Source organism: Marinobacter sp. UBA2688 (assembly GCF_002352785.1).
GTDB lineage: Bacteria > Pseudomonadota > Gammaproteobacteria > Pseudomonadales > Oleiphilaceae > Marinobacter > Marinobacter salarius.
On record NZ_DELU01000007.1, the window covers coordinates 264849 to 290496 of the forward strand.

Genomic DNA, 25648 nt, shown 5'->3' on the forward strand with positions numbered 1-25648 from the left:
AAAGAAGCATCGCGGCAGCTTGCCCTACTTCCCGGATCCACCCCATCACTGCTGATATCCTGGCCACCATTCATATGGTTGCCCGTGCAAGCACGGACACCGGGGGCTAAACTCAGGCAACATTTGCTTCTCCATCCATAAAGAAGAAAGCCAACAAGAGGTTGCGATGTCGCTACCGCTGGTCGTTTTACTGCCGTTTCTGGGAGCCCTGGCGGCTCCGCTGTTCGCCCAGGGCGGACGCACGGCAATTGCTGTCATTTCCTGTGTCCCTGCCATCATTGGATTGGCGGCACTATACCCCCATTGGGCAATCCTGGCCGACGGCGGCATCGTGCAGCACACCACCGAGTGGCTGCCAGCCATCGGGCTGTCTTTCAGCTTTCGCCTGGACGGCCTATCGCTGCTTTTTACCCTGCTGATCCTGATTATCGGGCTATTGATCATCCTGTACGCCCGCTACTACCTGAAGCCCCACGAGAACGTCGGTAAGTTCTACGCGCTTCTGCTGTGCTTCAAAGGCTCCATGCTTGGTATCGTGTTGTCGAGCAACCTGTTGCTGATGATGGTTTTCTGGGAGTTGACCAGCCTGACATCGTTCCTGTTAATCAGCTTCTGGACTCACAAGAAAGACGCCCGCCGCGGGGCAAGGATGGCGCTGGCCGTTACCGGCGGTGGCGGCCTGGCACTGCTGGCAGGCATTCTGCTGATTGGTAACATCGTGGGCAGCTATGAGCTGGAGGACGTTCTCGCCGCCGGGGATCTGATCAAGAACCACAGCATGTACCCGGTGGCACTGACGCTGGTACTGCTGGGCGCGTTCACCAAGTCCGCACAGTTCCCGTTCCACTTCTGGCTACCCCACGCCATGCAGGCGCCGACACCTGTTTCGGCCTATCTGCATTCAGCCACCATGGTGAAAGCCGGCATTTTCCTGATGGCCCGGCTTTACCCGGCCCTCGCCGGCACCGAACAGTGGTTCTACATGGTGAGCTTTACCGGCATGGCCACGCTGCTGATTGGCGCCTATGTCGCTATGTTCAAGCATGATCTGAAAGGCCTCCTCGCTCATTCAACGGTCAGTCATCTTGGCCTGATCACCCTGCTGTTCGGTATGGGGACCCAGCTGGCTGCCGTCGCCGCGGTCTTTCACGTGATCAACCACGCAATATTCAAGGCGTCCCTGTTTATGGCCGCCGGCATTATTGACCATGAGACCGGCACCCGGGACATGCGCAGGATCAATGGCCTCTGGCGCTACATGCCTCATACCGCCACGCTGGCCATGGTGGCGGCAGCGTCGATGGCGGGTGTGCCGCTGCTCAATGGTTTCCTGAGCAAGGAGATGTTCTTCGCCGAAGCCCTGGAACTGAATCTTCCCGGCCTGTGGGCCTATCTGCCTCCGCTTATTGCAACGCTGGCCGGCATATTTGCAGTTGCCTACTCGGCGCGGTTCATCCACGACGTGTTTTTCAACGGTCGGCCCGTCAACCTGCCTATCTTTCCGCCCCATGAGCCGCCAAGGTACATGAAGATACCGGTCGAGATCCTGGTCTTCGCCTGCCTGATGGTTGGCATGTTCCCGGCGTTCTCCGTCGGCCCACTGCTCTATGCTGCAGCGTCTGCCACTCTGGGTGGCGACGTTCCCGAGTATCACCTGACGGTTGTTCACGGCTTTAACCTGCCGTTGTTGATGAGTTTTGTGGCCTTCTTCGGTGGCCTGTTGATGTATACCCAGCGCCAGCGGTTTTTCGATTTCCACGCCCGTTTCAAGGAAATTGATGAAAAAGCGGTCTTCGAGGCCATCGTTAGCCGAATTTCGGACACTGCCCATACCGTTACTGCCTACATCGAGAACGGCTCACTGCAGCGCTACGCCATGTTGCTGATCGTCAGTGTGATTGCGGTTGCCGTGCTCCCGCTCTGGGACCTGGGGATTGCCATTGGCAGCAATGGGCTCAGCCCGGTGGACTGGCCCACGCTTATCGGTGTTGCCATCCTGGTGGTTGCGGCCCTGGGTACGGCGGCAGTGCATCGTGACCGGTTCTTTGCGCTGGTTTTGCTCAGCGTCGTCGGGCTTCTTGTTGCCCTCGGCTTTGCCCGCTTCTCAGCTCCGGATCTGGCGATGACGCAGTTGTCGGTTGAAGTGGTAACGATTGTCCTGCTGATGCTGGCGCTGTACTACATGCCGTCCTGGACGCCAATCGAGACGCCGAAAGGCCGCCGCATCAGGGATATTCTGATCGCTGGCGCGGCTGGTATCGGTATGACACTCATTACTCTGGCCATGCTGACACAGCCGTTTACGTCCATTTCGGAGTTTTTCCTCGAGAACAGCAAACCCGGCGGCGGTGGCACCAACGTGGTCAACGTCATTCTTGTGGACTTCCGTGGCTTCGATACCCTCGGTGAGATCACGGTTCTGGGCATTGCGGCACTGGGCATTTACGCAATGCTGCGCAATGTCGACCTGACCCCGCCTCCGGGTGACGGCCAGGGCCATCCCTGGACGCGGGATGCGTACCCGATGATGCTGCAGCAGATTGCCAGGCCGATGCTGCCATTGGCCCTGATGATCTCCGCCTATATATTCCTGCGCGGCCACAACATGCCGGGTGGCGGCTTCATCGCCGGATTGATCACTGCGGTGGCGTTGATCCTGCAATACATTGCCAGCGGGATGTCCTGGACCCAGGGCCGTATTTCAATCCGCTACCACAACGTCATCGGCCTGGGGCTGCTGTTTGCACTGATCGCCGGGGCTGGCAGTTTCGCATTCGGCTATCCGTTCCTCACATCCACGTTCGACTACGTTTACTGGCCTGTGGTTGGAAAGTTCGAGGTCGCCTCGGCGCTGATCTTCGATCTCGGCGTCTATCTGACCGTCATCGGCGCCACACTGCTGGCACTGACCAGCGTTGGTCGCCTGTCGCCCCATTCGGCCATCAAGAGTACCAACTATAAGGAGGGCTCATAATGGAGCTTGCATTCGCGGTGGTCATCGGGGCTTTGACTGCCTCCGGGGTTTACCTGATGCTCAGAGCCCGCACCTTTCCCGTTGTGGTGGGCCTGACCATGTTGTCTTATGGCGTTAACCTGTTCCTGTTCTCGTCAGGACGGCTGGCGACCGGTGGCCAGCCCATCATCGGCAGCGCGGAAACCTATTCCGACCCCCTGCCCCAGGCACTGGTGCTGACCGCCATTGTGATCGGTTTCGCCATGACCGCCTTCGTCGTTGTGCTGTCGTTGCGCAGTCTTGCCGACAACAACGACGACCATGTCAACGGCCGCGTTCCAGAACAGGACAGCACTGTGCAAAAGCAGGAGCAGGAGGGCGCCAACACATGAACCACTGGCTGACTGCTCCCATACTGATTCCGCTGATCGGCGGCATATTGCAGGCTTTTATGGGATACGCGCCCATCGCCTTGAGGCGGACGCTCGCCATTGCCACCACAGTGCTGATGCTCGTTGCTGCGATCGTCCTTCTTGTTCTCGCCGACGACGGTAGTTATCGCCTCTATGCCTTTGGTAACTGGCAACCACCATTCGGTATCGTTTTGGTGCTGGACCGGCTCGCGGCTCTGATGCTCGTCATGACCGCGGTGCTGGCGCTGTTTTGTCACATTTATGCCATCGGTGGTACCGACGAGAGCAGCCGTCAGTTCCACGGGCTATTCCTTTTTCAGCTACTTGGCCTGAACATCGCCTTCCTCACGGGTGATCTGTTCAATCTCTTCGTTGCGTTCGAGGTTCTGCTGATTGCCTCCTATGGCTTGCTGATGCATGGCGAAGGCACCAGCCGAACCGTTCCTGGCCTGCATTATGTGGTTCTGAATCTCGCGGGCTCTGCCGTCTTCCTGATCGCCGTTGGCATGATTTACAGCGTAACGGGAACACTCAACATGGCAGATCTGGCGGTCAAGATTCCGCAGGTGGCCGAAGAGAACCTTCCCCTGGTGAAAGCCGGCGGCATGATGTTGCTGGTGGTTTTTGGCCTGAAAGCCGCCATCCTGCCGCTCTGCTTCTGGTTACCCGGTGCCTATTCCAACGCCACAGCGCCGGTCGCAGCCTTGTTTGCGGTCATGACCAAGGTGGGTATCTACGCCATTATCCGCGTCTTCACCCTGATCTTTGGCAACCAGGCAGGTGAGCTGTCGGGCCTGGGTATGGACTGGCTCTTCCCATTGGCGCTGATCACTCTGACCATGGGCGTCATCGGGGCCCTGGGTGCCGCGAGCCTGAGGAAACTGATTGCCTGGCAGGTGATTATCTCTGTCGGGACGCTGCTTGCCGCCATTTCGTTTGGCACGGTGGCCGGCACATCCGCTGCATTGTTCTACCTCCTCAACACCACCTGGGTGGCCGGTGGCCTGTTCCTGGTGGCCGATCTCGTTGATGGCCAACGTGGCAGCGCCCAGGACAAAATTGTCACTGCGCCACGGATCGCCAACCGCACATTCCTGAGTGTGCTATTCCTGATGGGGGCGGTGGCTGCCGTGGGCCTGCCGCCCCTCAGTGGATTTTTTGCCAAGTTGCTGATTCTCAAGTCGGCAGTGACCGAGTCGGATGTTGCCTGGCTTTGGAGCGTGTTGCTGATTGGCAGCTTTTTCACGCTGATCGCCTACAGCCGCGCAGGCAGTATCGTGTTCTGGCGCAACGTGGAAGGTCATATTGAAGAACCTCAAAAGCTGACACCATCCCTGTCTGTATCGGCAAGCGCGTTGATTTCTCTGAGTATCGTGATGGTCATCCTCGCAGGGCCAATCAGCCGCTACGCCGAAGATACGGCGGCACAGCTCCATGACACCAGTGCCTACACAGAAATCCTGAGCAAACCCATGGTTGGGGAGGAAAAGTAATGCTTGACCGCCTGAGCTTTCCACAGCCATACCTCAGCCTCATCCTGTTTACCGTCTGGCAGTTTCTGAGTGACGGCGTTTCTGGCGCCAGTGTTGTCATGGGGCTGGCCCTGGCCTGGATGATTCCACAATTGACCCGCGGCTTCTGGCCGGACCCTCCCTTCTTCACGCGTCCCTGGAAGCTGCCGCCGTATCTGGTCCTTGTCCTCTACGATATCCTGGTGTCCAGCGTTTCCGTCGCCCGCCTGATACTCAGCGGCCGCGACCCCAGGCCGATACTGGTCTCCTATCCCCTGGAGTTGACGCACCCCCTGGCCATTTCCATGCTGGCCAGCACTATTTCCCTGACACCGGGAACCGTCAGCGCCGATGTCAGTGACGACAGAACATTGCTGCTAATCCATGCTCTTGACGCCGAGAGCGACGACGAGGTGATCAACGCGATCCGCACCCGCTACGAGGCACGCCTGAAGGAGATGTTTCAATGATTACCATCGCGCTGTACGTCACCATTGCCATGGTTGTCCTGGCGGCGATACTGAATGTCTATCGACTGATCAAAGGGCCAGATGCACCGGATCGGGTACTGGCGCTGGACACCCTGTACATCAATGCTATCGCGCTGATTGTCCTGCTCGGAATAACGCTGGGTACACGCCTGTATCTTGAAGCCGCATTGCTGATCGCCGTGATGGGCTTCGTCGGTACCGTGGCGATGGCCAAATACCTGAAGCGCGGCAGCGTGATTGAATAACCTACAAGGCAAGCATCCTGTGACCAGAGGTTCCCCGTTATGAGTCCCATTGCCGAATACGCCATTGCACTGTTACTGATCGTCGGTGGTTTTTTCACCCTGGTCGGCGCCATTGGCCTGGCTCGACTACCTGACTTCTACACACGCCTGCATGGCCCAACGAAGGCCACCACCGTGGGCGTAGGCGCCATTGTGTTGGGCTCAGTCATCTACTTCAGCAGCAAAGGAGAAGGTATAGGCATTGCCGAAGTGCTCATCACCGTGTTCCTTTTCCTGACCGCTCCAGTGAGCGCCAACATACTGGCAAAGGCGGCGATGCATATCGGCGTATCCACAACCGACAACACGCGTGGAAATACCTGGGACCAGTAACGGCAAATTTGTCATTGGAGTTGCACAAAATTCCCGTATAGTAGGCTCCCACAATTTTGAGGAGCGTATCCCATGCTGAAAGTTAACGAGTATTTCGACGGCAAGGCCAAATCCATCGCCTTCCAGACCTCCAGTCTTCCGGCTACCGTGGGGGTGATCAGCCCGGGCGAGTATGAGTTTGGTACCAGCAAGAAAGAAACCATGACGGTGATCAGTGGCGTATTGACCGTTCTCCTGCCTGGCATGGAAGAATGGATGACCTACGGTTCCGGCGAGTTTTTTGAAGTGGCGGGACAGGCCAGCTTCAAGGCCCGGACTGACATCGACACGGCCTACCTCTGCACTTACGAATAGTTTCTCGCGAATAACCTCTCGCGAACACCCCATCGAGAGCGCAGACCGGGACCAGCGGGCCATTTAAATCCCGCTGCACCGGATCTGCGCTTTTTTATCGCCTAAAGGTTTCCGTAAGCCAGAAACTGTGTCAGATTTACCCCTCTTCTCGTTATAAATTAAACAATTGAGAGAGGCACCGAACCATGGCACCGACCCGCATCCTGAAGCCGGCAGACAACGCTCACCAATACCCACTGCTGATCAAACAACTGCTTCTTTCCGGCCCCCGGTACTCTCCCGACCAGGAAATCGTCTACGCCAACCGCAGCAAGTACACCTATACCGACCTGGTTGAACGTATCAACCGACTGGCCAACGCCCTCACCGACGCGGGTGTCAAACCGGGCGATACCGTTGCTGTGATGGACTGGGATACGCCCCGGTACCTGGAATGCTTCTTTGCCATCCCGATGATTGGCGCCGTGCTGCATACGGTGAACGTACGCCTGTCGCCCGAGCAGATCGTCTACACCATGAACCATGCAGAAGACGACCTGGTGATGGTCCACGATGACTTCCTGCCCATCCTGGAAGGTGTGAAGGACGAGATTAAAACAGTCAAACACTACATCCAACTGAGTGACGAGGCACAAGCGAAAACCACATCACTGCCATCACTCGGCGAATACGAACAACTGCTTGCCAAGGCCGGTACAACGTTCGACTTCCCGGACTTCGACGAAAACAGCATTGCCACCACCTTCTACACCACCGGCACCACCGGGAATCCAAAGGGTGTTTTCTTCAGTCACCGCCAGCTCGTTCTCCATACGCTGGCCATGACCGGCTCTTTGTCTGCGTATGATGAGATGCCGCTACTGAGGTCCTCGTCCGTTTACATGCCCGTGACCCCCATGTTCCATGTACACGCCTGGGGCGTGCCCTACGCGGCCACCATGTTGGGCATAAAACAGGTCTACCCCGGACGCTATGAACCGGAACTGCTGGTAGACCTCCTCAAGGAGCACAAGGTGACCTTCTCCCACTGTGTGCCGACGGTCATGCAGATGATGATGGCAACCGAATCCATCAAGACGGCCGACCTCAGCAACTGGCACGTACTGATCGGTGGCAGCGCCCTTACGCGCGGCCTATGTGACGCCGGGGCGAAGCTGGGCGTATCCATGTACACGGGGTACGGCATGTCGGAAACCTGCCCGCTTCTCAGCACCACTCACCTGACAGCAGAGGATCTGGAACTGCCCCTGGAGCAGCAGACCTCCAAGCGCATCAAGACCGGTATTGCCGTGCCCATGGTGGAACTGGAAATCGTGAATCCGGAGGGCGAACCGGTCCCCCACGACGGCGAGGCCAAGGGCGAAGTGGTTGCCCGGGCACCGTGGCTGACCCAGAGTTACTTCAAGGAGCCGGAGAAAGGCGAGGAGCTCTGGCAAGGTGGCTGGCTGCACACGGGTGACGTGGCAAGTCTGGAGCCAGACAACACGCTGCTGATCAAGGACCGCATCAAAGATGTCATCAAAACCGGCGGTGAATGGCTGTCCTCCCTGGATCTGGAAAACCTGATCAGTCAGCATCCAGCCGTCGCCGGTGCAGCGGTGGTGGGTGTGCCCGACGAGAAATGGGGCGAACGGCCCCACGCCCTGGTTATCCTGAAGCCGGGAGAGGAAGCGTCATTGGACGATATCCAGAACCACCTGAAGCAGTTCGTGGATTCCGGTGAGATCAATAAGTGGGCCATTCCGAACCAGATTGATTTCGTCGACGACATACCGAAAACCAGCGTTGGCAAGATCAACAAGAAACTGATTCGGGATCAGTTGCAGGAACACTAAAGCCCGGTAAACGCAAAATCCACATCGGGGGTGCGACCAGCCACAATGTCCGCCAAAGCGGCCGCGGAACCACAGGAATGTGTCCACCCCAACGTGCCGTGGCCGGTGTTCAGGTAGAGGTTGCCGAAGTGGCTCTTTCCGATGTAGGGCACATTGGAGGGGGTCGCCGGGCGCAATCCGGCCCAGAACTCGGCCCTTTCCCAGTGCCCCGCATCGGGCATCAACTCTGCGGTGCGCCGGACGATCGTTCGGCAGCGGGTCAGGTTCAGTGCCCGGTTGTAGCCGCTCAGTTCCGCGGTGCCTGCGACCCGTATGCGGTCGCCCAGTCTTGAGTACACCAGCTTGTATTCATCGTCGGTAAGGCTGACGTTGAAGGCAGCGGCCTCACTCTTCACCGGCACCGTAATGGAGTAGCCTTTCGCTGGGTAAATGTTCAGAGTCAGGCCCAGTTTTCGAGCAAGAATAGCGCTGAAGCTACCCAGGCACAGCACGTAGTTGTCGGCACGAAGGATCTGGTGGCGACCTTCACGTATAACATTGACTCCGAGAACACGATCCTGGGTGTTCTCGAACCCCAGGATCTCGCTGTTGTAGAGGAACTCCACACCGGCTTCCTCAGCCTTTTTCGCCAGGGACTGAGTGAATCGACGGGCATCACCGGATTCATCTTCCGCGGTGTACGTGGCGCCGGCAATCCGGTCTTTAACTGGAGCCAGGGCGGGTTCCAGTTCGACGGCCCTGTTGGTGTCAATCACCTGACGATCACACCCCAGTTCTCGCATCATGCGGGCCGGCCTCAGGGCCAATTCGAATTCCTCAGGATTGGTGTAGAAATGCAGGATGCCTCTCTCGAGGTGGTCGTATTCAATGCCGATGTCCTGGCGCAACGCTTGTAAATGAGCGCGGCTGTAGATCCCCAGATTCACGATCTGCCGAAGGTTGTAAGCCGCCCGGGAAGCAGTGCACTGCTTCAGGAAAGCCATCGCCCAGCGCCACTGGACCGGGTCCAGGCGGGGACGAAAAAGCAGCGGTGCATCGGACCGGACCAGCCATTTAAGTAGCTTCAAGGGGGCAGAAGGTTTGGCCCAGGGCTCGGCGTGGGATACCGATATCTGGCCGCCGTTGGCATAACTGGTTTCGGTGCCTGCCTGATTTTGCCGGTCCACTACCGTCACATCATATCCCTGCTGCCTCAGGAACCATGCGCTTGTAACACCAACAACACCTGCACCCAGCACCAGTACGTGCATCCATTTTCTCCGGTTGAACAAGTTCAGAACTCTACATAGTATACATGTGGGTATACAATGTCAGCCACCGGACCGTTTCACCGTCCAACCTTTTTCCTTCAAAAGGGGCACCAGCAGGTCTCGCTGATCACCCTGGATCTCCACGGTGCCTTCTTTCACCGTGCCGCCGGTTCCGCATCGGGCTTTCAACACCTTCGCGAACGCTTTCAGTTCCTTGTCGTCCATCGGAATACCGGTAATCAAGGTAACGCCCTTTCCTTTGCGCCCCTTGGTTTCCCGACTGACGCGCACAACGCCATCACCGGAGGGGCGAGCCGGTGCCCCGCAAACACATTCATCAACGGGGTGGCGACAGTCCGGGCACATACGCCCCTGTTCCGTGGAGAACACCAGTCCCCCAGAACGATTCTTCATAACGTCCTCATGTTGTTTAAGAGCCCTGTTGAGACACTCACGCCCCGGGAGGGTATTTTTCGAACATGTCCGCGACAATCTCGTCGATCAGCTCCCGCCGCGACTCGGTTGCCTGGTTCTCATTCAGATAGCGCCGGCTTGCTGCGCGCCAGACGACACGATCAGTCTCCGTGTCTACCAACTCCACCACCAGCTTGCCTTCCTGGATTTCACGCACTGGTGGAGCCGACGACAGCCCCCAGCCAAAGTTACCACTGCCGAAGCCGAAGCCGAGCCCAACACCGCTGCGCTCGAGACGCTCCTCCTCAACCACCTGCCAGGTGACAAGCAGATCCGCCTCGCTTTCGCCCACTTTACGCATGGCCTTTCGGTTCAGCTCTCGTTCAACCGCACTCTCTATCCGACCACCATCAAGCGAGGTGAAAGACTGGTCCTCGCCCTTCGGTGCAAAGGCCCAGGAACTGTAGTTACCGAAGACCGCGTTGGAATCGTAATCGGTGACTACGTTGCTGGCGCAGCCCGTCAGGGCCATCAAAAACAGGGACACAACGATAGCTTTCATAATCTTGGTTGCCTCTTTCCATACTTCATTTATTAAAGTATACGCACAGTCGACACGAAGCGTTTCGCAAATGGTTCCTTAGCTGTCAAAACGGTAACCCATACCCCGGCTCTCGCAAAACGCCGTAAATTCCTGATTCCGCTCTTCCACCAGGCTCACGTCAGCCGTTACACCGGCGCTGTACCCAACGTTGCCAATCTCGGCACCGTTTTGGTCACACCAATGCCTGAGTGGCTGCTCATCTGCGAAGGTCATCGTCACCGTTACTTGTGACATGGGTTGCTGAATCACCCTTTCAACCCCCGAAAGGACAGCTTCGGTTGCTCCTGCGTAGGCCCTGACGAGGCCGCCAGCCCCGAGTTTGATACCTCCAAAATACCGTATCACCATCACCAGCACGTCTCCCAGGTCCTTGTGCTGAATGACACTGAGAATGGGCTTACCGGCCGTTCCTGATGGTTCGCCATCGTCGTTCATGGCGGCTTCAGCGGCCGCGCCGGGCCGGCCTATCTGATAAGCCCAGCAGATATGACGGGCATCCGGGTGGTCGTTCCGGGCCTGTTCAAGCCAGGCCTTGACCTCATCCCGGGACGACACCGGCGCAACCCGGGCAATAAACCGACTCTTTTTGATCTCTGTCTCCCGCTCAAGAAAGCCAGCGGGTATCGGGTAATCCTTGGACATAAAACCAGTTCCTGACACACAGCCATCATGAGGCCAACAGCAAGCCTTTCTATCCTCTTCACCCAGAGGTAAAGAGCGGAAATCTCAACACCACCATCAAACCGCCCGGCTCGCCATTGAGCGCTTCTATCCGGCCGTCATGGATGGCAACAATGTCCCTCGCGATAGCCAGACCAAGCCCCCACCCCTTGCCCCCGCGGGACTTGTCAGCCCTGTAGAAGGGCTCAAAGAGATGGGGCAGAACGTCTTCAGGCACACCTGGGCCTTCATCCCGTATTTCCACCAACAAGTGCCGTTGATCACAGCGCAGCGCGACATGCACATTCTTTCCCGGCGGCGTATGATCCAGGGCATTCTGAAGGACATTGTCCAGCGCACGCTGGATGAGCCCGCGATCCCCTAACAACGACGTGTTGCGGCAGCCCTCATCCACCATAAGCTGGCAATCCACTCCCCGGTGCTCGGCGTAGTCCGCCGCATCCCTCAGAACGTCATTGATCACCACGACTGGCTGCACGGCTTCCCGCTCGATATCGCCTCCTTGCTCCGAGACCCGGTAGAGCGTCAGGATCTGGGAGGTCATCGCTTCCAGACGTTCATTCTGCCGCAGGATCGAGGCCAGCAGATCCGCATCCACACTACCGTCACTGGCCAGCTCAATAGCAATCCGTTGCCGTGTCAGGGGGGTTCGGAGGTCGTGAGATATATCACGCAACAGGTGTGTCTGGCGATCGAGCAAACTGCACAGTTGCTGGGTCATGGCATTGAAGGCTGTCGCCAAAGCACCCACCTCGTCCCGTCGACTCGCGATGCGATCACTGACCCGAAGCGCATTGTCCCCTCCAGCAATGGCACGAGCGGTGGATTCCATATGTTTAAGGGGGCGGGAAACCAGACGCGCAATCCACCAACAGGCAAGCGTGATGATAACGAACGCCAGCCCCAGTTCCAGGAGACGGAACAACTTGGGATCAAGCCAGCCCTCGCCATCCAGGCGGGGCCAGGCCACCAGGCGATGGTCCGCACCGACCTCAATAACTGCCGGTTTCTGCCGGTGCCACCCCCCCGACTTCATCCGCTCGCGGATGGATGAAGGCAGGTCTCCGTCGTTGCGATCTGCGTCTATCAGCGACAGGTGAAGGTCCAGGCTCCGCCCCTGCTCCTTAAGGAAGCGCCAGGCCGCTCCGCGGCCCTCGTTCTCCCTGACCACCAGAGCCTCCAGCGCCAGCTCCCGCAGACCGACCTGTCGTTCGATGGCCATTCGCTCCCGTTCCATCAGGGCACGGGTTGCCACATTACTCATCAGCACTGTGACCGCCATAGCCAGCCAGATCGACAGGAATATCCGCCAGAACAGAGGAAACCTGAGCCGCCGGGTCATGCCGGCACCCGATAGCTATAGCCCAGCCCGCGTACGGTTTCGATTCGGGGCGGGTCGTCGTTGCCCAATTTTTTCCGGAGGTTGCTGATGTGCATATCCAGGGTACGATCATAGGCTTCCAGCCGACGGCCCAGAGCCCACTGCATAAGATCCGTCTTGCGTACCACACTGCCTGCGTGGGCCAGCAGTACCTGCAACACTTCGTATTCCGTAGCGGTCAGATCCAGTGCCACGTTGTTGTGGTAGATTCGACGATGAACCGGCTCGACCCGCAAGTCGCCGTATGCCCTTGATTCATCCGTTCCCACTTCCTGATCCCAGGCAACACGGCGAAGCAGCGCCTGTAGCCGAGCGATCAGTTCCCGGGGGTTGCAGGGTTTGGGTATGTAATCATCCGCGCCAACCTCAAAACCCACGATTCGATCCGTCTCATCGCCACGGGCCGTCAGCAGTACAACGGGAAGATGGGTTTTTGCCCTTAACTGACGCAGCACTTCCAGGCCGCTGATATCCGGCAACATGATATCGAGCACCACCAGGTCGCAGTGTTGCCCCAGCGCCAGTGACAATCCATCCTGACCGTTTGCGGCTTCTCTTACGGTGAAGCCCTGATTGGTCAGATAGCGGGACAGCAGTTCCCGCAACTCCTCGTCGTCTTCAACCAACAGCACCCGGTTCTGCATGGCAATCCTCCGTTGTGACTGAATGCAGTCTAACACGCTCCCACAAGCCCACTGATTTGCATCATTTTCCTTTGCATAACCTTTACAGTTCGCTGACGCCGCCTGACACCGTCCTCCGCTAGCATAGTCCCTGTGAGTTCAGACCGGGCCTGCTGGAGCAGGCTTATTTACAACACAGGAGAACACCCAATGAAACACATCACTTCCGGACGCATTGCCAGCGCGTTGATCGCAGCAACTCTTTTGACCAGCCCAATGGCGATGGCCTCGGACCACGGCGAACACCACCGCGGCAAACACGACAAAGCCGAGATGTGCGAGAACATGCGCGAGGGCAAAGGCTGGTTCAATGACGAAAAGCGCCAGGCAAAATGGGCAGAGCACCGCAACGACATGGCGGATCGCCTGAAACTGACCGACGAGCAACGCGAGATCTGGGACGAGATCCACGAGGAAAGGCGAGAGAAACACAGCGCCAAGATGGAAAAACGGCAAAAGAAAATGGAAAAGCGCTGCAAAGACATGGAAAACCGCACTTCCGAGCAGTGATCACAGGCCGGGTTCTGACGTATGGTACTGGGTAAACCACGGAGAAGCCCCGACCATGCCAGAACCCGGTACCGCAGAACTGACAATCCGCCCCGTCCAGTCGATTGATGACATCCATCCGCAAGACTGGAACGGGTTTGTCGGCCGTTATAACCCCTTTCTTCAACACGAGTTTCTGCTTGCACTGGAAGAGTCTGGCTGCACAAACACCGCGACAGGCTGGCAACCGGCCCATCTGGCGTTCTACCTGGACAATCGGCTTGCCGGAGTGGCTCCGGCCTACCTGAAAGCTCACTCCATGGGAGAATACGTCTTCGACTGGGCCTGGGCCGATGCCTATCAGCGCTATGGCATGGATTACTATCCCAAGCTGCTGATTGCCATCCCGTTCACACCCTGCCAGGGGCCACGGCTGTTGTTTTCGAAAACCCTTCGCCAGTGGATGACGCCCGCACGAATCCACGATGCGCTGGATGCCATCACCATACGCCTGGGGGCCCACTCCTGGCACCTGCTATTCCCGGATCGCCAGGACCAGGCACTGCTGGACAGGAACGATCAACTGCACAGGATCGGCTGCCAGTTCCACTGGCACAACCACGAGTACAACACCTTTGAGGATTTCCTCGCCCGGCTGACGTCGCGCAAGCGCAAATCAATCCGCAAGGAAAGAAGACAGGTTGCGGATCAGGGCATTTCATTCCGACATTTTTCGGGAGACGATATCCCGGATAACGTGCTCGCGGCCTTCCACGTATTTTACCAGGCCACCTACCTGAAACGGGGCCAGCGGCCATACCTGAACAAGGCCTTATTCCGCCTGCTGAAAGACCGCCAAGCGGAGCATCTTCACCTTGTCATGGCGGTAAAAGAGGGTGAGATGATCGCCGGTGCGCTATTCCTGACGGGCGAGGATACGCTCTACGGGCGCTACTGGGGTTGCCTGGAGGAATTCGACCACCTGCATTTTGAAACCTGCTACTATCAAGGCATTGAACTGGCCATACAGCTGGGGTTGGCACGCTTCGATGCTGGCGCGCAGGGGGAGCACAAACTGGTTCGGGGGTTTGAGCCGGTGATCACCCATTCCTGGCATGGCGTTATGCACCCCGGTTTTCGCGACGCCATCGAAAGGTTTACCAGCGAAGAAGCGGAGCATGTCATGGCCTATACTGAAGATGCCCTGCAGGCGCTGCCATTCAGACAGACCGAGCAGAACCAGTAGCGAGCCAGGGGTCGTGCAGACACTTACCGGAGCGGGCAGCCATGGACATGGACTACCTTTTCGACTTTCTCGCGACAACACAGCTGACGTTCTTCATCGCAATTGCCGCACTCGTTGTGGCAATTGTCGCCCTGTTTTCGGCCTCCGCCGCCAGGCGGGCCGCGGCTGAACAGAGTGACACCGTGAAGCAGCGCGTCGAAAGCCTGTGGCATGACATGGACGAAATACGCGTGTCCCAGTTCAATGGCCCCGACTCCACGAAAGCCGGAAGAAACCCGATTGCCAGTGAGCAGTTCTCTGCTGAAAAGGCCGCTTACGAAGCCATCTGGCCTCTGGTCTGGCTATTGCACGACAAGCTGGGCATGTTCCTGCGTTCTGTGGAGTCTGATGAACCGGCCGGCGAATTACGCCTGGAAGCCCGCAAGGCGGCACTGGACGCACGCAGTACCCTCAATCGCGTACGCCCCTTTTGCCATGACGACGTCGATGGGCTCATTACGCAACTGATTGACAACCATATAAAAGCCCATCTGGCCGCCTGCCACTTCATGGATCTGCGCAAGGATTCCCTGTCGTCGAACACCAGCCATGAACGAGAGGTGCAGAAAGAAAAGTTTCACACGCTTTACGAGGGCCAATCCCGCGAACTGCTGAACCAGTTGGTTGGCGCCATCAGACGGCGCATGCTTCGGTAATCCCGGGCCACGCGGAATCTCGCACCTCTGCCTTTCAGTCAGCCCCGGACCTTTGCCAGCGTGTCCCGCTGCAATGCCCTGAGAAAGTCGCTGATCACAACCGGATTTTCATGTGCAGGCTCCAGCGAGCGAAACTGGCTCGGCAGGGCATCCAACGCCCGCTTCGCATTGTCCACCTGACTATCCAGTGTCGGAATGGCGCCTTCGATGATCAGGCCTCGCTTCATGACCGGCTTCAACAGCGGCTCGCCATCAAACACTTCGTCCCGGCCGGCAACGACGTCCTGCGCGAGGCGGCCGTTCGGGTCAAGGCGACGGTAGACCTGCTTGCGGCCTGGGAACGACTGCTTGCCAGGGGAGTTTTTCATTCTTGGCAGGTCCGCGTACTCCGTAAGCTTGAAGGCAAGCTCCAATGCCGGCTCGTCGTTCGAGGCCCCGATGGCAGTGCCAACACCGAAGCCGTCGATGGGGGCGTTGTCGGAGACAAGTGTCGCGATCTTGTATTCATCCAGACCGCCGCTCGCCATGATTTTTACATCGCCAAGGCCCGCCTCATCCAGCATACGTCGGCATTCAGCAGCGTCCGAGGCAAGGTCGCCGGAATCCAGGCGGATACCACCAATACGCACCTCCGGTTCTTCTTGCAGCCAATCGATGATCCTCGCCACCGCCGAGCGGGTGTCATAGGTATCGACCAGCAGTGTTGTGCCCGGGTAGAGCCGGGCATAGGTTCTGAACGCCTCCATCTCACCTGTACAGGCTTGAACGAAGCTGTGTGCCATGGTGCCGTATACCGGCATGTTGAAATCCAGGCCTGCCAGGACATTGCTGGTTCCGGCCAGGCCGGCGAATCGGTACGCGCGCACACCTCGGTGTGCCGCGTCCATACCATGGGTGCGGCGCATCCCGAAGTCGACGACCGGCCGGCCTTGCGCCGCGAATATCAGGCGGACCGCCTTGGAGGCCAGCACAGATTCCAGATGCACGTAGTTCATCACCAGGCTTTCCAGCAACTGAACCTCGGCAACAGGCCCCTCCACTTCCAGCAAGGGTTCCTGAGGGAATACCGGCGTTCCTTCCGCAATCGCATGTACAGAACCACTGAAGCGGAATTCCCGCAGCCAGTCCAGAAACCGGGGTTGGAACCTGCCCAGGGATTCCAGGCGCTTTATGTGTTCGTCGGTAAAGGCGAGAGATTCAATAATATGGGCCACGTGCTGCTGGCCACAGGCAAGAACGAAATTACGGTTCTCAGGAAGAGTGCGAAAGAAAAGACTGAAAACCCCGTTCTCGTTCATGCCTTCGGACCAGTACGCCTGGGCCATAGCCAGCTCATACAGATCCACCAGCAGAGGCAGGTCAGTCCCTTTTACAACCGGGGGGTGTTTCAGCACAGTTCCGCGCCCTCCTCTTCCAGTTGTTTGAAAACCGCTGGGGCGTTATCAGCCTGAACGGCCCGTGTTCCATCGGTAATGAGCTCAACCTCGAAGCCGAGCTTCAACGCATCCCTCACGGTCGCCTGGACACACACGTCCAGTGCAAGCCCGGCTACAAACAGCCGATGAATGCCGTGGCGGCGCAGGTAGCTGTCCAGCTGGGTAGCGTCGAACGCGGAATAGGCATCGGTATCGAATGCGGTGCCCTTGCTCACCCGGATGGCCGAGTCAGGCAGTGCCATGTTTCGATGAAACTCGGCCCCGGGGGTGTCCTGAACGCAATGGACGGGCCAGGGCCCACCGCGATCACTGAAACTTATGTGATCCACCGGATGCCAATCCCGGCTGGCAAGAATCGGCCATCCAGACGACTGGGCCTTGTCGATCCATCCGTTGATCGCCGGAAAAATGTCATCACTGCCAGGCACCGCCAGGCTGCCGCCTTCGCAGAAATCATTTTGAACATCAACCAGTAACAGAGCATTTGGTCCAGTGCCCATAAGAATACCTCCCATGGTTTTACCAAAAATTTGCTCAGATCACCGGATGTCAGCTTCCCTCAATCTTGAAGCCTATCTTGAGCACGACCTGATAGTGTCCGACTTTTCCGTCGACCACATGGCCGCGCGTCTCCTGCACCTCGAACCATTCGATGTTGCGAAGATTCTTGCTGCATTCGGCAATCGCATTCTCAATGGCATCCTCGATACTTTTCTTCGAAGAGCCAACCACTTCCACCTTCTTGTAAACATGATGGTCGGACATGACGCCTCCTGTTCCAAGGCTGTAAGTGTCAGGCAAGTGCTTCGAATGCCTGTATTTTCAGCGTATACCAGTAAACCGTGACCATCAAATGACCAAGAGCACGGGCGACGGGAACTTTACGGCATGAATGAACTCTGAGTTTCTTTCGTCGTACCATCGCAAAACATGGGTCATTCAACGTTTCCGGATTCAGATGAAAACCTTCAAACGCTGTTTTATCGGTTTCACCCTGACACTGTCACTTCTGCTCGCCGGCCCGCTGTTCCTGGCCGCCTGCGCCGGCCTCCAGGACTCAGGGAGCTGGCGAACGGCAGACCGCTCCAGCGCGGGCATTGCCCCACGCCCGGAGCAGGAGCAGGCGGCGGTGGTTCAGGTCTACGGGGCCCGTGCCTATAACTGGCGGGGGTATTTCTCATTGCATACCTGGATCAGCACCAAAGAGGCGGGCGCCGATGGCTATTATGTTCATGAAGTCACGGGCTGGCGTCACTACGTGGTCCAGTCCCGGCCAGACGACCCGGATCGTGCCTGGTATGGCGCGCCGCCGACGTTGATTGCGGATATCCGCGGTGAGCAGGCCGAGCGGATTATTGATCAGCTGAATGAGGTGATTGACCGCTACCCATACCCAACGGAATACACCGCCTGGCCCGGCCCCAACAGCAACACCTTCGTCGCCTGGGTGATCCGTCAGATTCCGGAAATGGACGTGGCCCTGCCCAACCACGCGATTGGCAAGGATTATCTGGGAAATGGCGTTGTGTCCGAGGTACCTGGCGGCAGCGGTTATCAACTATCGCTCGGTGGTTATTTTGGTATTCTGGCCGGTGTTCGGGAAGGACTGGAATTGAACATTCTGGGGCTCTCGATGGGCATCAACCCGTTGGCGCTTGGCATCAAACTCCCCGGAGTCGGCGAATTGGCGTTCCGCAGCACCAATCCGATGCATGAACCGTCTGGCTCGAACTCTGAGCCTGAGACCGACGCTGTGCCTCAAACTGGTGCCGCTGAGGCGGCCGAGGCAGGGCAGGTCTCCCAAAAAACGCTTTGAATACATCCATGTACGCTTGGGCTCCGCCATCCATGGCTCCGCACATTTTTGGGAGACCTGCCCTGCCTCGCCCTGATTCGGAGGAAAACCCTAGAGCGCGGTGATTCCTGCATAGCGGACTAGCCCTGCTGCAGCGATACCGGCTGCGATAGCGGGGAGAGGCTTCTTCGTTGCCAGCATAATAACAGCGGTGACAACCAGTGCTGCCAATGAGCCGGCATCGCCGCTTACCGCCATGGGGACGATGATCGCGATCAGCACCGAACTGGCCATGGTGTTGATGAAGCTTTCGATGCGTGGGTTGATCGTTACGAACGACATCAGGAACACACCGCCGAAGCGAGTCGCCAGGGTGACAAGCGTCATGATGGCGATCAGGGCCAGAGTGCCGGCAACCGTGGTTTCAACCGTCATGATGAACGCCCCTCTTCAACAGATTCCGGTGTTTCAGACTTCTTTTCCATCCAGAAAAAACCAATAGCGCCACCTGCCAACGCACCGACAACCACGTGGGTATTCGGCGGTAGCCATTTCCAGGCGGCCAGCGATGAGGTTGCCGCGACGGTCCAGGCCACCAGGGTTCGGGGGGATTTGTTGCCGCCGAGTGCCATGGCCAGCAGGAAGCAACCCAGCACCATATCCAGGCCCAGAGACTTGGGATTCTGCAGCAAGCCACCGAAATAAACCCCCAGCCAGGTTCCGATAATCCACGCCACCCACAGAACAAGACCACCGCCGAGGATAACCTCCAGGTTCCGTTTACCACTCTGGTATTCCTGCGCGGACACGGCCCAGTTGGCGTCGGTCAGTAGCAGCAGTAAGCCATAGCGCCGCCCCGGGGACACATCCCTGAGCATGGGGTACAGGGAGGCCCCCATCAGCAGATGGCGGGAATTAATGGCGAACACGACGGCCATCAAAGGAATCAGCGACACCTCGCTGCCCCACATATCGACAGCGGCAAACTGGGAAGCGCCCGCAAATACCGTGGTGCTCATGAGTATTGCCTGCAGTGGCTCCAATCCTTTCTGGATGGCCGCCAATCCAAAGGCGGCACCAAACGCCACCACAAATAACGAGATGGGAAGAAGCCGGAAAAACTCCGCGCGGACTTTTTCGGGTTGAAGCTGGTAGGAATATGTATGAACGTTCATCTAAGCAAGCTAATGAAACCAGCTTCAGATGCGTATAGGTAGATGCCGAAGAGTCAGAGCTGGCCCAGGGTGTAGGCCAGGGTGTCACTGATGCCCGCGTTAAGCTTCAGGTCCACCAGTGAATCGGCACGGGTACGCCCCAGGTTCAGTGTCGCCATGGGTTTGCCCCATTCCTTGGCATAGCGACAAAATCGAAATCCGGAATAGACCATCAACGAAGAGCCGATCACCAACAGGCCATCACACGTCTTGAGCGTGTCCAGTGTGGACGTCACCCGGTCTTTGGGCACGTAGTCGCCGAAAAACACCACATCCGGTTTCAGAATGCCGTCGCAACAGGGACAGTCCGCGATGCGAAACTCAGAAAAGTCCACTTCCAGATCGGCATCACCATCCGGCGCGGCACCGGCGGAATAGTGCCCAAAAGTCGGGTTCATGTCCGCGCAACGCTCGTGGACCTCGTCCCGCTTGCAGCGATATCCGCAATCCATGCAGACAACCTCGTCTGCCCTGCCGTGCAAATCGGTTACCGAACGGCTACCCGCCTGCTGATGCAGGCGATCCACGTTCTGGGTGACAAGCAGGCGGCTGTAGCGGCGAAGCTCCAACTCGGCAACACGATGATGCGCGATGTTGGGCCTGGCGTTGCGAATGATTGGCCAACCAATGAGGCTTCGTCCCCAATAACGCTGACGAACCATCGTGCTCGTCATAAAGTCCTGATGCTGGACCGGTTGTTTGCGCTTCCACGCGCCATCGCCATCCCGATAGTCAGGAATGCCGGAATCGGTACTGACGCCGGCTCCCGTCAATATCATCAGGCCAGGATGCCGGTGGATGAATTCCGCCAGCATGGCCCCCGCCTGCTCGGGAGAATGCAGCTCCAGTGGCTGGTCAGCGGCCGGCATTGTTACGCCTTTAACAGGTTTTTGAATGACAGGCATCACACTCACACTCGTTGGGAACTCCTCTACTTTAGGGAGCAAATCCACCGCTGCCAATGGTAACAACCGGAAAAGATTCTGAAGAGGGCACAATATTCTATTTGCATTGTGCAAAATTTAATTTTGTGCAACCATTAACAACGAAATAAAGTCATCAACACACGATGCGTTGTAATGCGCACGAAGGAGAGTCGAAAACATGTCTATTGAACAGGTTGTTTATCGCGCGTCAGCAGAAGCTACCGGCGGCCGTGACGGCCGTGCCATCTCCTCGGACGGCGTCCTCGATGTTGAGCTGACAACACCGAAAGAAATGGGTGGTGCCGGCGGCAAAGGCTCCAACCCGGAGCAGTTGTTCGCGGCCGGCTATTCTGCGTGCTTCATCGGCGCCATGAAATTCGTCGCTGGCCGGGACAAGCTTCCCATGCCAGAAGATGCGTCTATTGAGGGTGTAGTCGGCATTGGCCAGATTCCCGGAGGCTTCGGGATTGAGGTGGAACTGAAAATCTCTCTGCCGGGCATGGACGATCAACAGGCCAAGCAGCTGATCGATGCAGCTCACCAGGTGTGCCCCTACTCCAACGCCACCCGTGGCAACATCGATGTGACATTGACCCGGGTGGATTGATATCGACCTGGTCGATCACCGAAATCTGACAGCGGGCTACCTGCCCGCTGTCAGGAACCGGCTAGACCAGCTTTGCGGTTTCCACCGAGAGCATGGGAATTACCGACAGTGCAAGCAGCGCGCCCATGGTCCAGTTGAACATCCTTCGATATAACGGCTTGCGCAACAATTTCCGCAATCCTGCCCCGCCAAGCATCCAGCTACCAACACAGGGCACGCTGACCAGCAAAAAGGTCAGCCCGATCCAGAACGACTGCTGCAGCACCTCGCCACTACTGACCGTGGTGAACGTCGCCAAAGCGCCAACCGCCATGACCCAGGCTTTGGGATTCACCCACTGGAAGGCCGCCGCCTGAAGGAACGACAACGGCTTGCTGGTTTTCTCACCGTCGATCTCTGTGGCTGTGGTCGCGATTCTCCAGGCGAGATACAGCAAATAGGTTATGCCAAGAACCTTGATCACCAGGTGTAACTGCGGAAATGCTTCAAACACTTTCCCCAGGCCCAGACTGATCGCTACCACCATAGCGGGAAAACCAAAGCAGATACCCAGGTAGTGAGGTAGCGTTCGCCACACCCCGAAATTGACGCCCGATGTCATGATCATGATGTTGTTCGGGCCTGGCGTTACCGTCGACACCAGCGCGAAGAGCAATACGCTTAATACGATTTCCATGTTCCCTGCCGAGCTCCCTGTTACCGATTCGTTACTCGTCAATCCTACAAAGCGGGCCGCCAGTGAAACAGATTCAGAAGTGTGGTTTTTTGACCATAACAGTTGAGCGATTCATTACCCGTCAGAGCTCTTATCCGGGGGACAAAGTCCGGATAAGCAGGTTGCGCATGTGGTCTGCACCCAATCGATTCATCAGCTCAACGTTCTGCTCCGGTATCGATTCTGTTCCGGGATAGCCGGCGATGGCGCGCTCAAGGCTGCGTTCCCTCAGCAGGTGCAGCATCGGGTAAGGAGAGCGATTGGTGTAATTTTCGGCGTCAGCCGCACTGGTGCCGCCAAACTGATAGTCGGGATGAAAACTGGCAATCTGATACTCCCCGTCCAGCTCGAGATGCACAAGAAGGCCGTCGGCTGCGTCGAGAAAATCGTTGTAGTCCATAAAGTCCGTCAGCACGTCGGGATGCACAAGCAGCGTTGTCTCAACCTCCGGATGTTGGTCCAGATGCATCATTTCTTCCTGCAGTGCAGTTAACAGCCCCTCCTCCGAGTTGGCATCCGTCGCCACAAATCGAATGCGCTCATTCACCAACTCCCGACGGGCAAACGGGCACAAGTTGAGACCAATGACCACCTCTGACACCCACCGCCGCGTGGCGGCCAGAACGGTATTACACTCCAAGTTGAAACTCCCATACGTTAAAAGCGGGGAAAGGATGGCGAAAATGCTGCCCGAGCGCCGAACAAGACTGAAAAGGACCTGAAAGGACCTGAAAGGACCGACACAGCCAGCGCAAGTCATGATACGTTAAGCAAGCTTACAATAATTCCGTGACCGATGGCTGCCGGAGAACACGATGAACGCGCTGCGAACACCTGACAAACGATTTGAACGCCTGTTGGATTATCCCTTCGCCCCTCATTACGTGGAGGTCGACGGACTGCGCATGCATTACGTCGATGAAGGCCCCTCGGACGCCAGCCCGGTGCTGATGATGCACGGCGAACCTTCCTGGTCGTACCTCTACCGCCACATGATTCCCATCTGTGCAGCGGCAGGGCACCGGGTGATCGCGCCAGACCTGATCGGTTTTGGCAAATCCGACAAACCCACGGATATCAACGCGTACAGTTACCAGAGCCATATGGACTGGATGCAGGCGTTTCTGGAACAGACTGACCTGCAGAACATCACCCTCGTATGCCAGGACTGGGGATCTCTTCTCGGCCTGAGACTGGCGGCGGAAAATCCGGAGCGGTTCCGTGCCATTGTGGTGGGTAATGGCATGCTGCCTACCGGCGACCAGTCCGTGCCAAAAGCGTTCCAGTTGTGGAAGAACTTCGCGCTGTACAGTCCCTGGTTTCCCATTGCCCGCATTATCAATACCGGAAGCTTTCGCTCCCTGGGGCCCGACGAGCGTCGTGCCTACGATGCGCCATTCCCCAACAAGAAGTACAAGGCCGGTGCTCGCGCTTTTCCGAAACTGGTGCCGGTGACACCGGACAATCCTGCCAGTGAAGCCAATCGCGAGGCCTGGAAGGTTCTGGAGCAGTGGAAGAAGCCGTTCCTGACCACTTTCAGTAACGGCGACCCGATCACCCGGGGCGGCGACCGTTATATGCAGGAGAGAATTCCCGGCGCAAAGGGCCAGCCCCATACCACTCTCACCGGCGGACACTTCCTGCAGGAAGACTCACCGGTTGAGTTTGCGGGGGCGATCAATACCCTGTTGGCTCGCCTGGACGAAAGCGATCAGACATAACCCTGGCTTCGCAGGTAGTCATCGTAACTGCCGCTGAAGTCGGTTATGCCGTCGGCCTTCAGTTCAATAATTCGGGTGGCAAGGGATGACACGAACTCCCGGTCATGGCTGACAAACACCAGCGTGCCCGGGTAATTTTCCAGCGCCAGGTTCAGGGCCTCGATGGATTCCATGTCCAGGTGGTTGGTGGGCTCGTCCATCAGCATGACGTTGGGCTTTTCCAGGATCAGCTTACCGAACAGCATACGGCCCTGCTCTCCGCCCGAAATGACCTTCACCGATTTACCGATATCATCCCCTGAGAACAACATGCGGCCGAGGGTTCCCCGAACCAGTTGTTCTCCGCCGGTGGTCCATTGCGACATCCACTCGGTCAGATCCATGTCCTCATCAAAGTCGGCGCCGTGATCCTGGGCGTAGTAGCCGACCTGGGCACTGTCGGTCCACTTAACATCGCCGCTGTCAGGCGTCATGGCGCCGGCCATACACTGCATCAGAGTGGTTTTGCCAATGCCGTTGGGCCCGATGATGGCCACTCGCTCACCCGCTTCGATCTGAAGGTTCATTTTGTCGAATAGGGGCTTGCCATCGAAGCCCTTGGTAAATTCCTTCAGCGTTACCGCCTGTCGATGCAGCTTCTTGGTTTGCTCAAACCGGATGAACGGGCTTACCCGACTGGACGGTTTGACCTCCTCCAACTGGATCTTGTCGATCTGACGGGCGCGGGAGGTTGCCTGCTTGGCTTTGGAAGCGTTGGCGGAAAAGCGACTGACAAACTGCTGCAACTCGGCAATCTGGGCTTTCTTCTTGGCGTTATCCGACAGCATGCGCTCGCGGGCCTGGGTGGCAGCGGTCATGTATTCGTCGTAATTGCCAGGGAACAGCCGAAGCTCGCCATAATCCAGATCCGCCATGTGTGTGCACACGCTGTTCAGGAAGTGGCGGTCGTGGGAAATAATGATCATGGTGCTGTTGCGAGCCACCAGGATGTTTTCCAGCCAGCGAATGGTATTGATGTCCAGATGGTTGGTGGGCTCGTCCAGCAACAGGATATCGGGGTCGGAGAACAACGCCTGGGCCAGCAGAACACGCAGTTTCCAGCCCGGCGCAACAGCGCTCATGGGGCCGTTGTGCTGTTCCAGGGGAATATCCAGGCCCAGCAGCAGTTCGCCAGCGCGGGCATCGGCGGTATAGCCGTCCATCTCGGCGAACTGCACTTCCAGGTCCGCCACGGCCATGCCGTCTTCCTCGCTCATTTCAGCGAGCGAGTAGATACGATCACGCTCGGCTTTTACACGCCAGAGCTCTTCGTGGCCCATAATGACCGTATCAATCACCGAGCAGTCCTCGTAGGCAAACTGGTCCTGGCGCAGCTTACCCAGCCGCTGATTCTGGTCCACCATGACCTGGCCGGCCGACGGTTCCAGGTCGCCGCCTAGGATTTTCATGAACGTGGACTTGCCGCAGCCATTGGCGCCGATCAGACCGTAGCGGTTGCCATTGCCGAATTTGACGGACACATTTTCGAAAAGGGGTTTGGCCCCGAACTGCATGGTAATGTTCGCGGTGGATATCAAGAATAGACCTGCTGAGAGTGAAGACCGGGCACGGGCCGGC

The 25648-nt window shown here is 57.6% G+C and carries 29 protein-coding genes; 14 read left to right on the top strand and 15 right to left on the bottom strand.

Annotated elements, in window-relative coordinates; genetic code table 11:
* The first annotated feature begins 166 nt into the window (after positions 1–166).
* The 8 genes from B3M52_RS02560 to B3M52_RS02595 all read left to right on the top strand — a co-directional run bounded on the left by B3M52_RS02560 (position 167) and on the right by B3M52_RS02595 (position 8174).
* Entirely contained in the window at positions 167–2974 is a 2808-nt protein-coding gene (locus B3M52_RS02560; protein WP_085679695.1) for a monovalent cation/H+ antiporter subunit A, read from the top strand.
* Positions 2974–3345, top strand: coding sequence for a Na+/H+ antiporter subunit C (locus tag B3M52_RS02565; protein WP_075197054.1), 372 nt, complete (start codon positions 2974–2976; stop codon positions 3343–3345). The genes B3M52_RS02560 and B3M52_RS02565 overlap by 1 nt, the downstream gene beginning before the upstream one ends.
* Positions 3342–4859 carry a monovalent cation/H+ antiporter subunit D gene (locus tag B3M52_RS02570; protein WP_075197053.1) on the top strand — a complete coding sequence of 506 codons (1518 nt, stop codon included), beginning with the start codon at positions 3342–3344 and terminating at the stop codon, positions 4857–4859. Before B3M52_RS02565 ends, B3M52_RS02570 begins: the two co-directional genes overlap by 4 nt.
* Positions 4859–5347, top strand: a complete 489-nt coding sequence (locus tag B3M52_RS02575) for a Na+/H+ antiporter subunit E (RefSeq protein WP_127401739.1) — start codon at positions 4859–4861, stop codon at positions 5345–5347. Before B3M52_RS02570 ends, B3M52_RS02575 begins: the two co-directional genes overlap by 1 nt.
* Positions 5344–5613 (top strand): K+/H+ antiporter subunit F, encoded by a 270-nt coding sequence (locus B3M52_RS02580; RefSeq protein ID WP_085679689.1) that lies wholly within the window; start codon positions 5344–5346, stop codon positions 5611–5613. The genes B3M52_RS02575 and B3M52_RS02580 overlap by 4 nt, the downstream gene beginning before the upstream one ends.
* Before the next feature lie 39 nt (positions 5614–5652).
* Positions 5653–5985: a Na+/H+ antiporter subunit G gene (locus B3M52_RS02585; protein WP_075197050.1), complete on the top strand. Its 333-nt coding sequence runs from the start codon at positions 5653–5655 to the stop codon at positions 5983–5985.
* Positions 5986–6057: 72 nt separating this feature from the next.
* Positions 6058–6339, top strand: a complete 282-nt coding sequence (locus B3M52_RS02590; RefSeq protein ID WP_007154483.1) for a pyrimidine/purine nucleoside phosphorylase — start codon at positions 6058–6060, stop codon at positions 6337–6339.
* A gap of 185 nt (positions 6340–6524) precedes the next feature.
* Entirely contained in the window at positions 6525–8174 is a 1650-nt protein-coding gene (locus B3M52_RS02595) for a fatty acid--CoA ligase (protein WP_127401740.1), read from the top strand.
* On the opposite strand, the gene B3M52_RS02600 is transcribed toward B3M52_RS02595, so the two are convergent.
* From B3M52_RS02600 to B3M52_RS02625, 6 genes are all read right to left on the bottom strand, one after another.
* Positions 8171–9424, bottom strand: a complete 1254-nt coding sequence (locus tag B3M52_RS02600) for a D-amino acid dehydrogenase (protein WP_075197048.1) — start codon at positions 9422–9424, stop codon at positions 8171–8173. The genes B3M52_RS02595 and B3M52_RS02600 overlap by 4 nt on opposite strands.
* A gap of 60 nt (positions 9425–9484) precedes the next feature.
* The gene (locus B3M52_RS02605; protein ID WP_036209515.1) at positions 9485–9838 is read right to left on the bottom strand and encodes a translation initiation factor Sui1; all 354 of its coding nucleotides are present in this window, start codon (positions 9836–9838) and stop codon (positions 9485–9487) included.
* A gap of 37 nt (positions 9839–9875) precedes the next feature.
* Positions 9876–10400, bottom strand: coding sequence for a DUF4136 domain-containing protein (locus B3M52_RS02610; protein WP_075197047.1), 525 nt, complete (start codon positions 10398–10400; stop codon positions 9876–9878).
* A 78-nt stretch (positions 10401–10478) separates the two neighbouring features.
* Positions 10479–11084, bottom strand: a complete 606-nt coding sequence (locus tag B3M52_RS02615) for a YigZ family protein (protein ID WP_075197046.1) — start codon at positions 11082–11084, stop codon at positions 10479–10481.
* A 58-nt stretch (positions 11085–11142) separates the two neighbouring features.
* Positions 11143–12465 (bottom strand): sensor histidine kinase, encoded by a 1323-nt coding sequence (locus tag B3M52_RS02620; protein ID WP_151982702.1) that lies wholly within the window; start codon positions 12463–12465, stop codon positions 11143–11145.
* Positions 12462–13148, bottom strand: a complete 687-nt coding sequence (locus tag B3M52_RS02625) for a response regulator transcription factor (protein WP_036209506.1) — start codon at positions 13146–13148, stop codon at positions 12462–12464. Before B3M52_RS02625 ends, B3M52_RS02620 begins: the two co-directional genes overlap by 4 nt.
* A 189-nt stretch (positions 13149–13337) precedes the next feature.
* Here B3M52_RS02625 and B3M52_RS02630 point away from each other — a divergent pair, with 189 nt between their 5' ends.
* The 3 genes from B3M52_RS02630 to B3M52_RS02640 are packed head-to-tail and all read left to right on the top strand — an operon-like array spanning position 13338 to position 15617.
* Entirely contained in the window at positions 13338–13697 is a 360-nt protein-coding gene (locus tag B3M52_RS02630) for a hypothetical protein (RefSeq protein WP_091640877.1), read from the top strand.
* A gap of 55 nt (positions 13698–13752) precedes the next feature.
* Positions 13753–14922, top strand: a complete 1170-nt coding sequence (locus B3M52_RS02635; RefSeq protein WP_269399662.1) for a GNAT family N-acetyltransferase — start codon at positions 13753–13755, stop codon at positions 14920–14922.
* 41 nt (positions 14923–14963) lie between these two features.
* Positions 14964–15617, top strand: a complete 654-nt coding sequence (locus B3M52_RS02640) for a hypothetical protein (protein ID WP_269399663.1) — start codon at positions 14964–14966, stop codon at positions 15615–15617.
* Between the two features lie 38 nt (positions 15618–15655).
* On the opposite strand, the gene B3M52_RS02645 is transcribed toward B3M52_RS02640, so the two are convergent.
* The 3 genes from B3M52_RS02645 to B3M52_RS02655 are packed head-to-tail and all read right to left on the bottom strand — an operon-like array spanning position 15656 to position 17818.
* On the bottom strand, positions 15656–17011 hold the full coding sequence (locus tag B3M52_RS02645; protein ID WP_269399664.1) for a nicotinate phosphoribosyltransferase: 1356 nt from the start codon (positions 17009–17011) through the stop codon (positions 15656–15658).
* Positions 17005–17553, bottom strand: coding sequence for an isochorismatase family protein (locus B3M52_RS02650; RefSeq protein ID WP_136633209.1), 549 nt, complete (start codon positions 17551–17553; stop codon positions 17005–17007). The genes B3M52_RS02645 and B3M52_RS02650 overlap by 7 nt, the downstream gene beginning before the upstream one ends.
* A gap of 49 nt (positions 17554–17602) precedes the next feature.
* On the bottom strand, positions 17603–17818 hold the full coding sequence (locus tag B3M52_RS02655; RefSeq protein WP_007154494.1) for a dodecin: 216 nt from the start codon (positions 17816–17818) through the stop codon (positions 17603–17605).
* A 193-nt stretch (positions 17819–18011) separates the two neighbouring features.
* Between B3M52_RS02655 and B3M52_RS02660 the strand changes: the two genes are divergently transcribed.
* Entirely contained in the window at positions 18012–18869 is an 858-nt protein-coding gene (locus B3M52_RS02660; RefSeq protein ID WP_085681969.1) for a DUF3750 domain-containing protein, read from the top strand.
* 90 nt (positions 18870–18959) lie between these two features.
* Here the strand turns inward: B3M52_RS02660 and B3M52_RS02665 are convergent, their stop codons facing one another.
* The 3 genes from B3M52_RS02665 to B3M52_RS02675 are packed head-to-tail and all read right to left on the bottom strand — an operon-like array spanning position 18960 to position 20931.
* Complete coding sequence (locus B3M52_RS02665) at positions 18960–19283, bottom strand: AzlD family protein (RefSeq protein ID WP_036209492.1); 324 nt, start codon at positions 19281–19283, stop codon at positions 18960–18962.
* Positions 19280–20023 carry an AzlC family ABC transporter permease gene (locus tag B3M52_RS02670; RefSeq protein WP_286748670.1) on the bottom strand — a complete coding sequence of 248 codons (744 nt, stop codon included), beginning with the start codon at positions 20021–20023 and terminating at the stop codon, positions 19280–19282. The genes B3M52_RS02665 and B3M52_RS02670 overlap by 4 nt, the downstream gene beginning before the upstream one ends.
* A 53-nt stretch (positions 20024–20076) precedes the next feature.
* The gene (locus B3M52_RS02675; protein WP_087148971.1) at positions 20077–20931 is read right to left on the bottom strand and encodes an NAD-dependent protein deacetylase; all 855 of its coding nucleotides are present in this window, start codon (positions 20929–20931) and stop codon (positions 20077–20079) included.
* Positions 20932–21166: 235 nt separating this feature from the next.
* Here B3M52_RS02675 and B3M52_RS02680 point away from each other — a divergent pair, with 235 nt between their 5' ends.
* Positions 21167–21595 (top strand): organic hydroperoxide resistance protein, encoded by a 429-nt coding sequence (locus tag B3M52_RS02680; RefSeq protein ID WP_075197036.1) that lies wholly within the window; start codon positions 21167–21169, stop codon positions 21593–21595.
* Between the two features lie 61 nt (positions 21596–21656).
* Here the strand turns inward: B3M52_RS02680 and B3M52_RS02685 are convergent, their stop codons facing one another.
* Entirely contained in the window at positions 21657–22271 is a 615-nt protein-coding gene (locus B3M52_RS02685) for a LysE family translocator (RefSeq protein WP_136633547.1), read from the bottom strand.
* Positions 22272–22401: 130 nt separating this feature from the next.
* Positions 22402–22950 (bottom strand): DUF1415 domain-containing protein, encoded by a 549-nt coding sequence (locus B3M52_RS02690; RefSeq protein WP_041336336.1) that lies wholly within the window; start codon positions 22948–22950, stop codon positions 22402–22404.
* A gap of 175 nt (positions 22951–23125) precedes the next feature.
* Between B3M52_RS02690 and B3M52_RS02695 the strand changes: the two genes are divergently transcribed.
* Positions 23126–24031 (top strand): haloalkane dehalogenase, encoded by a 906-nt coding sequence (locus tag B3M52_RS02695; RefSeq protein WP_286748673.1) that lies wholly within the window; start codon positions 23126–23128, stop codon positions 24029–24031.
* Here the strand turns inward: B3M52_RS02695 and B3M52_RS02700 are convergent.
* Positions 24022–25608 carry an ABC-F family ATPase gene (locus tag B3M52_RS02700; protein WP_036209478.1) on the bottom strand — a complete coding sequence of 529 codons (1587 nt, stop codon included), beginning with the start codon at positions 25606–25608 and terminating at the stop codon, positions 24022–24024. The genes B3M52_RS02695 and B3M52_RS02700 overlap by 10 nt on opposite strands.
* Positions 25609–25648 lie beyond the last annotated feature (40 nt).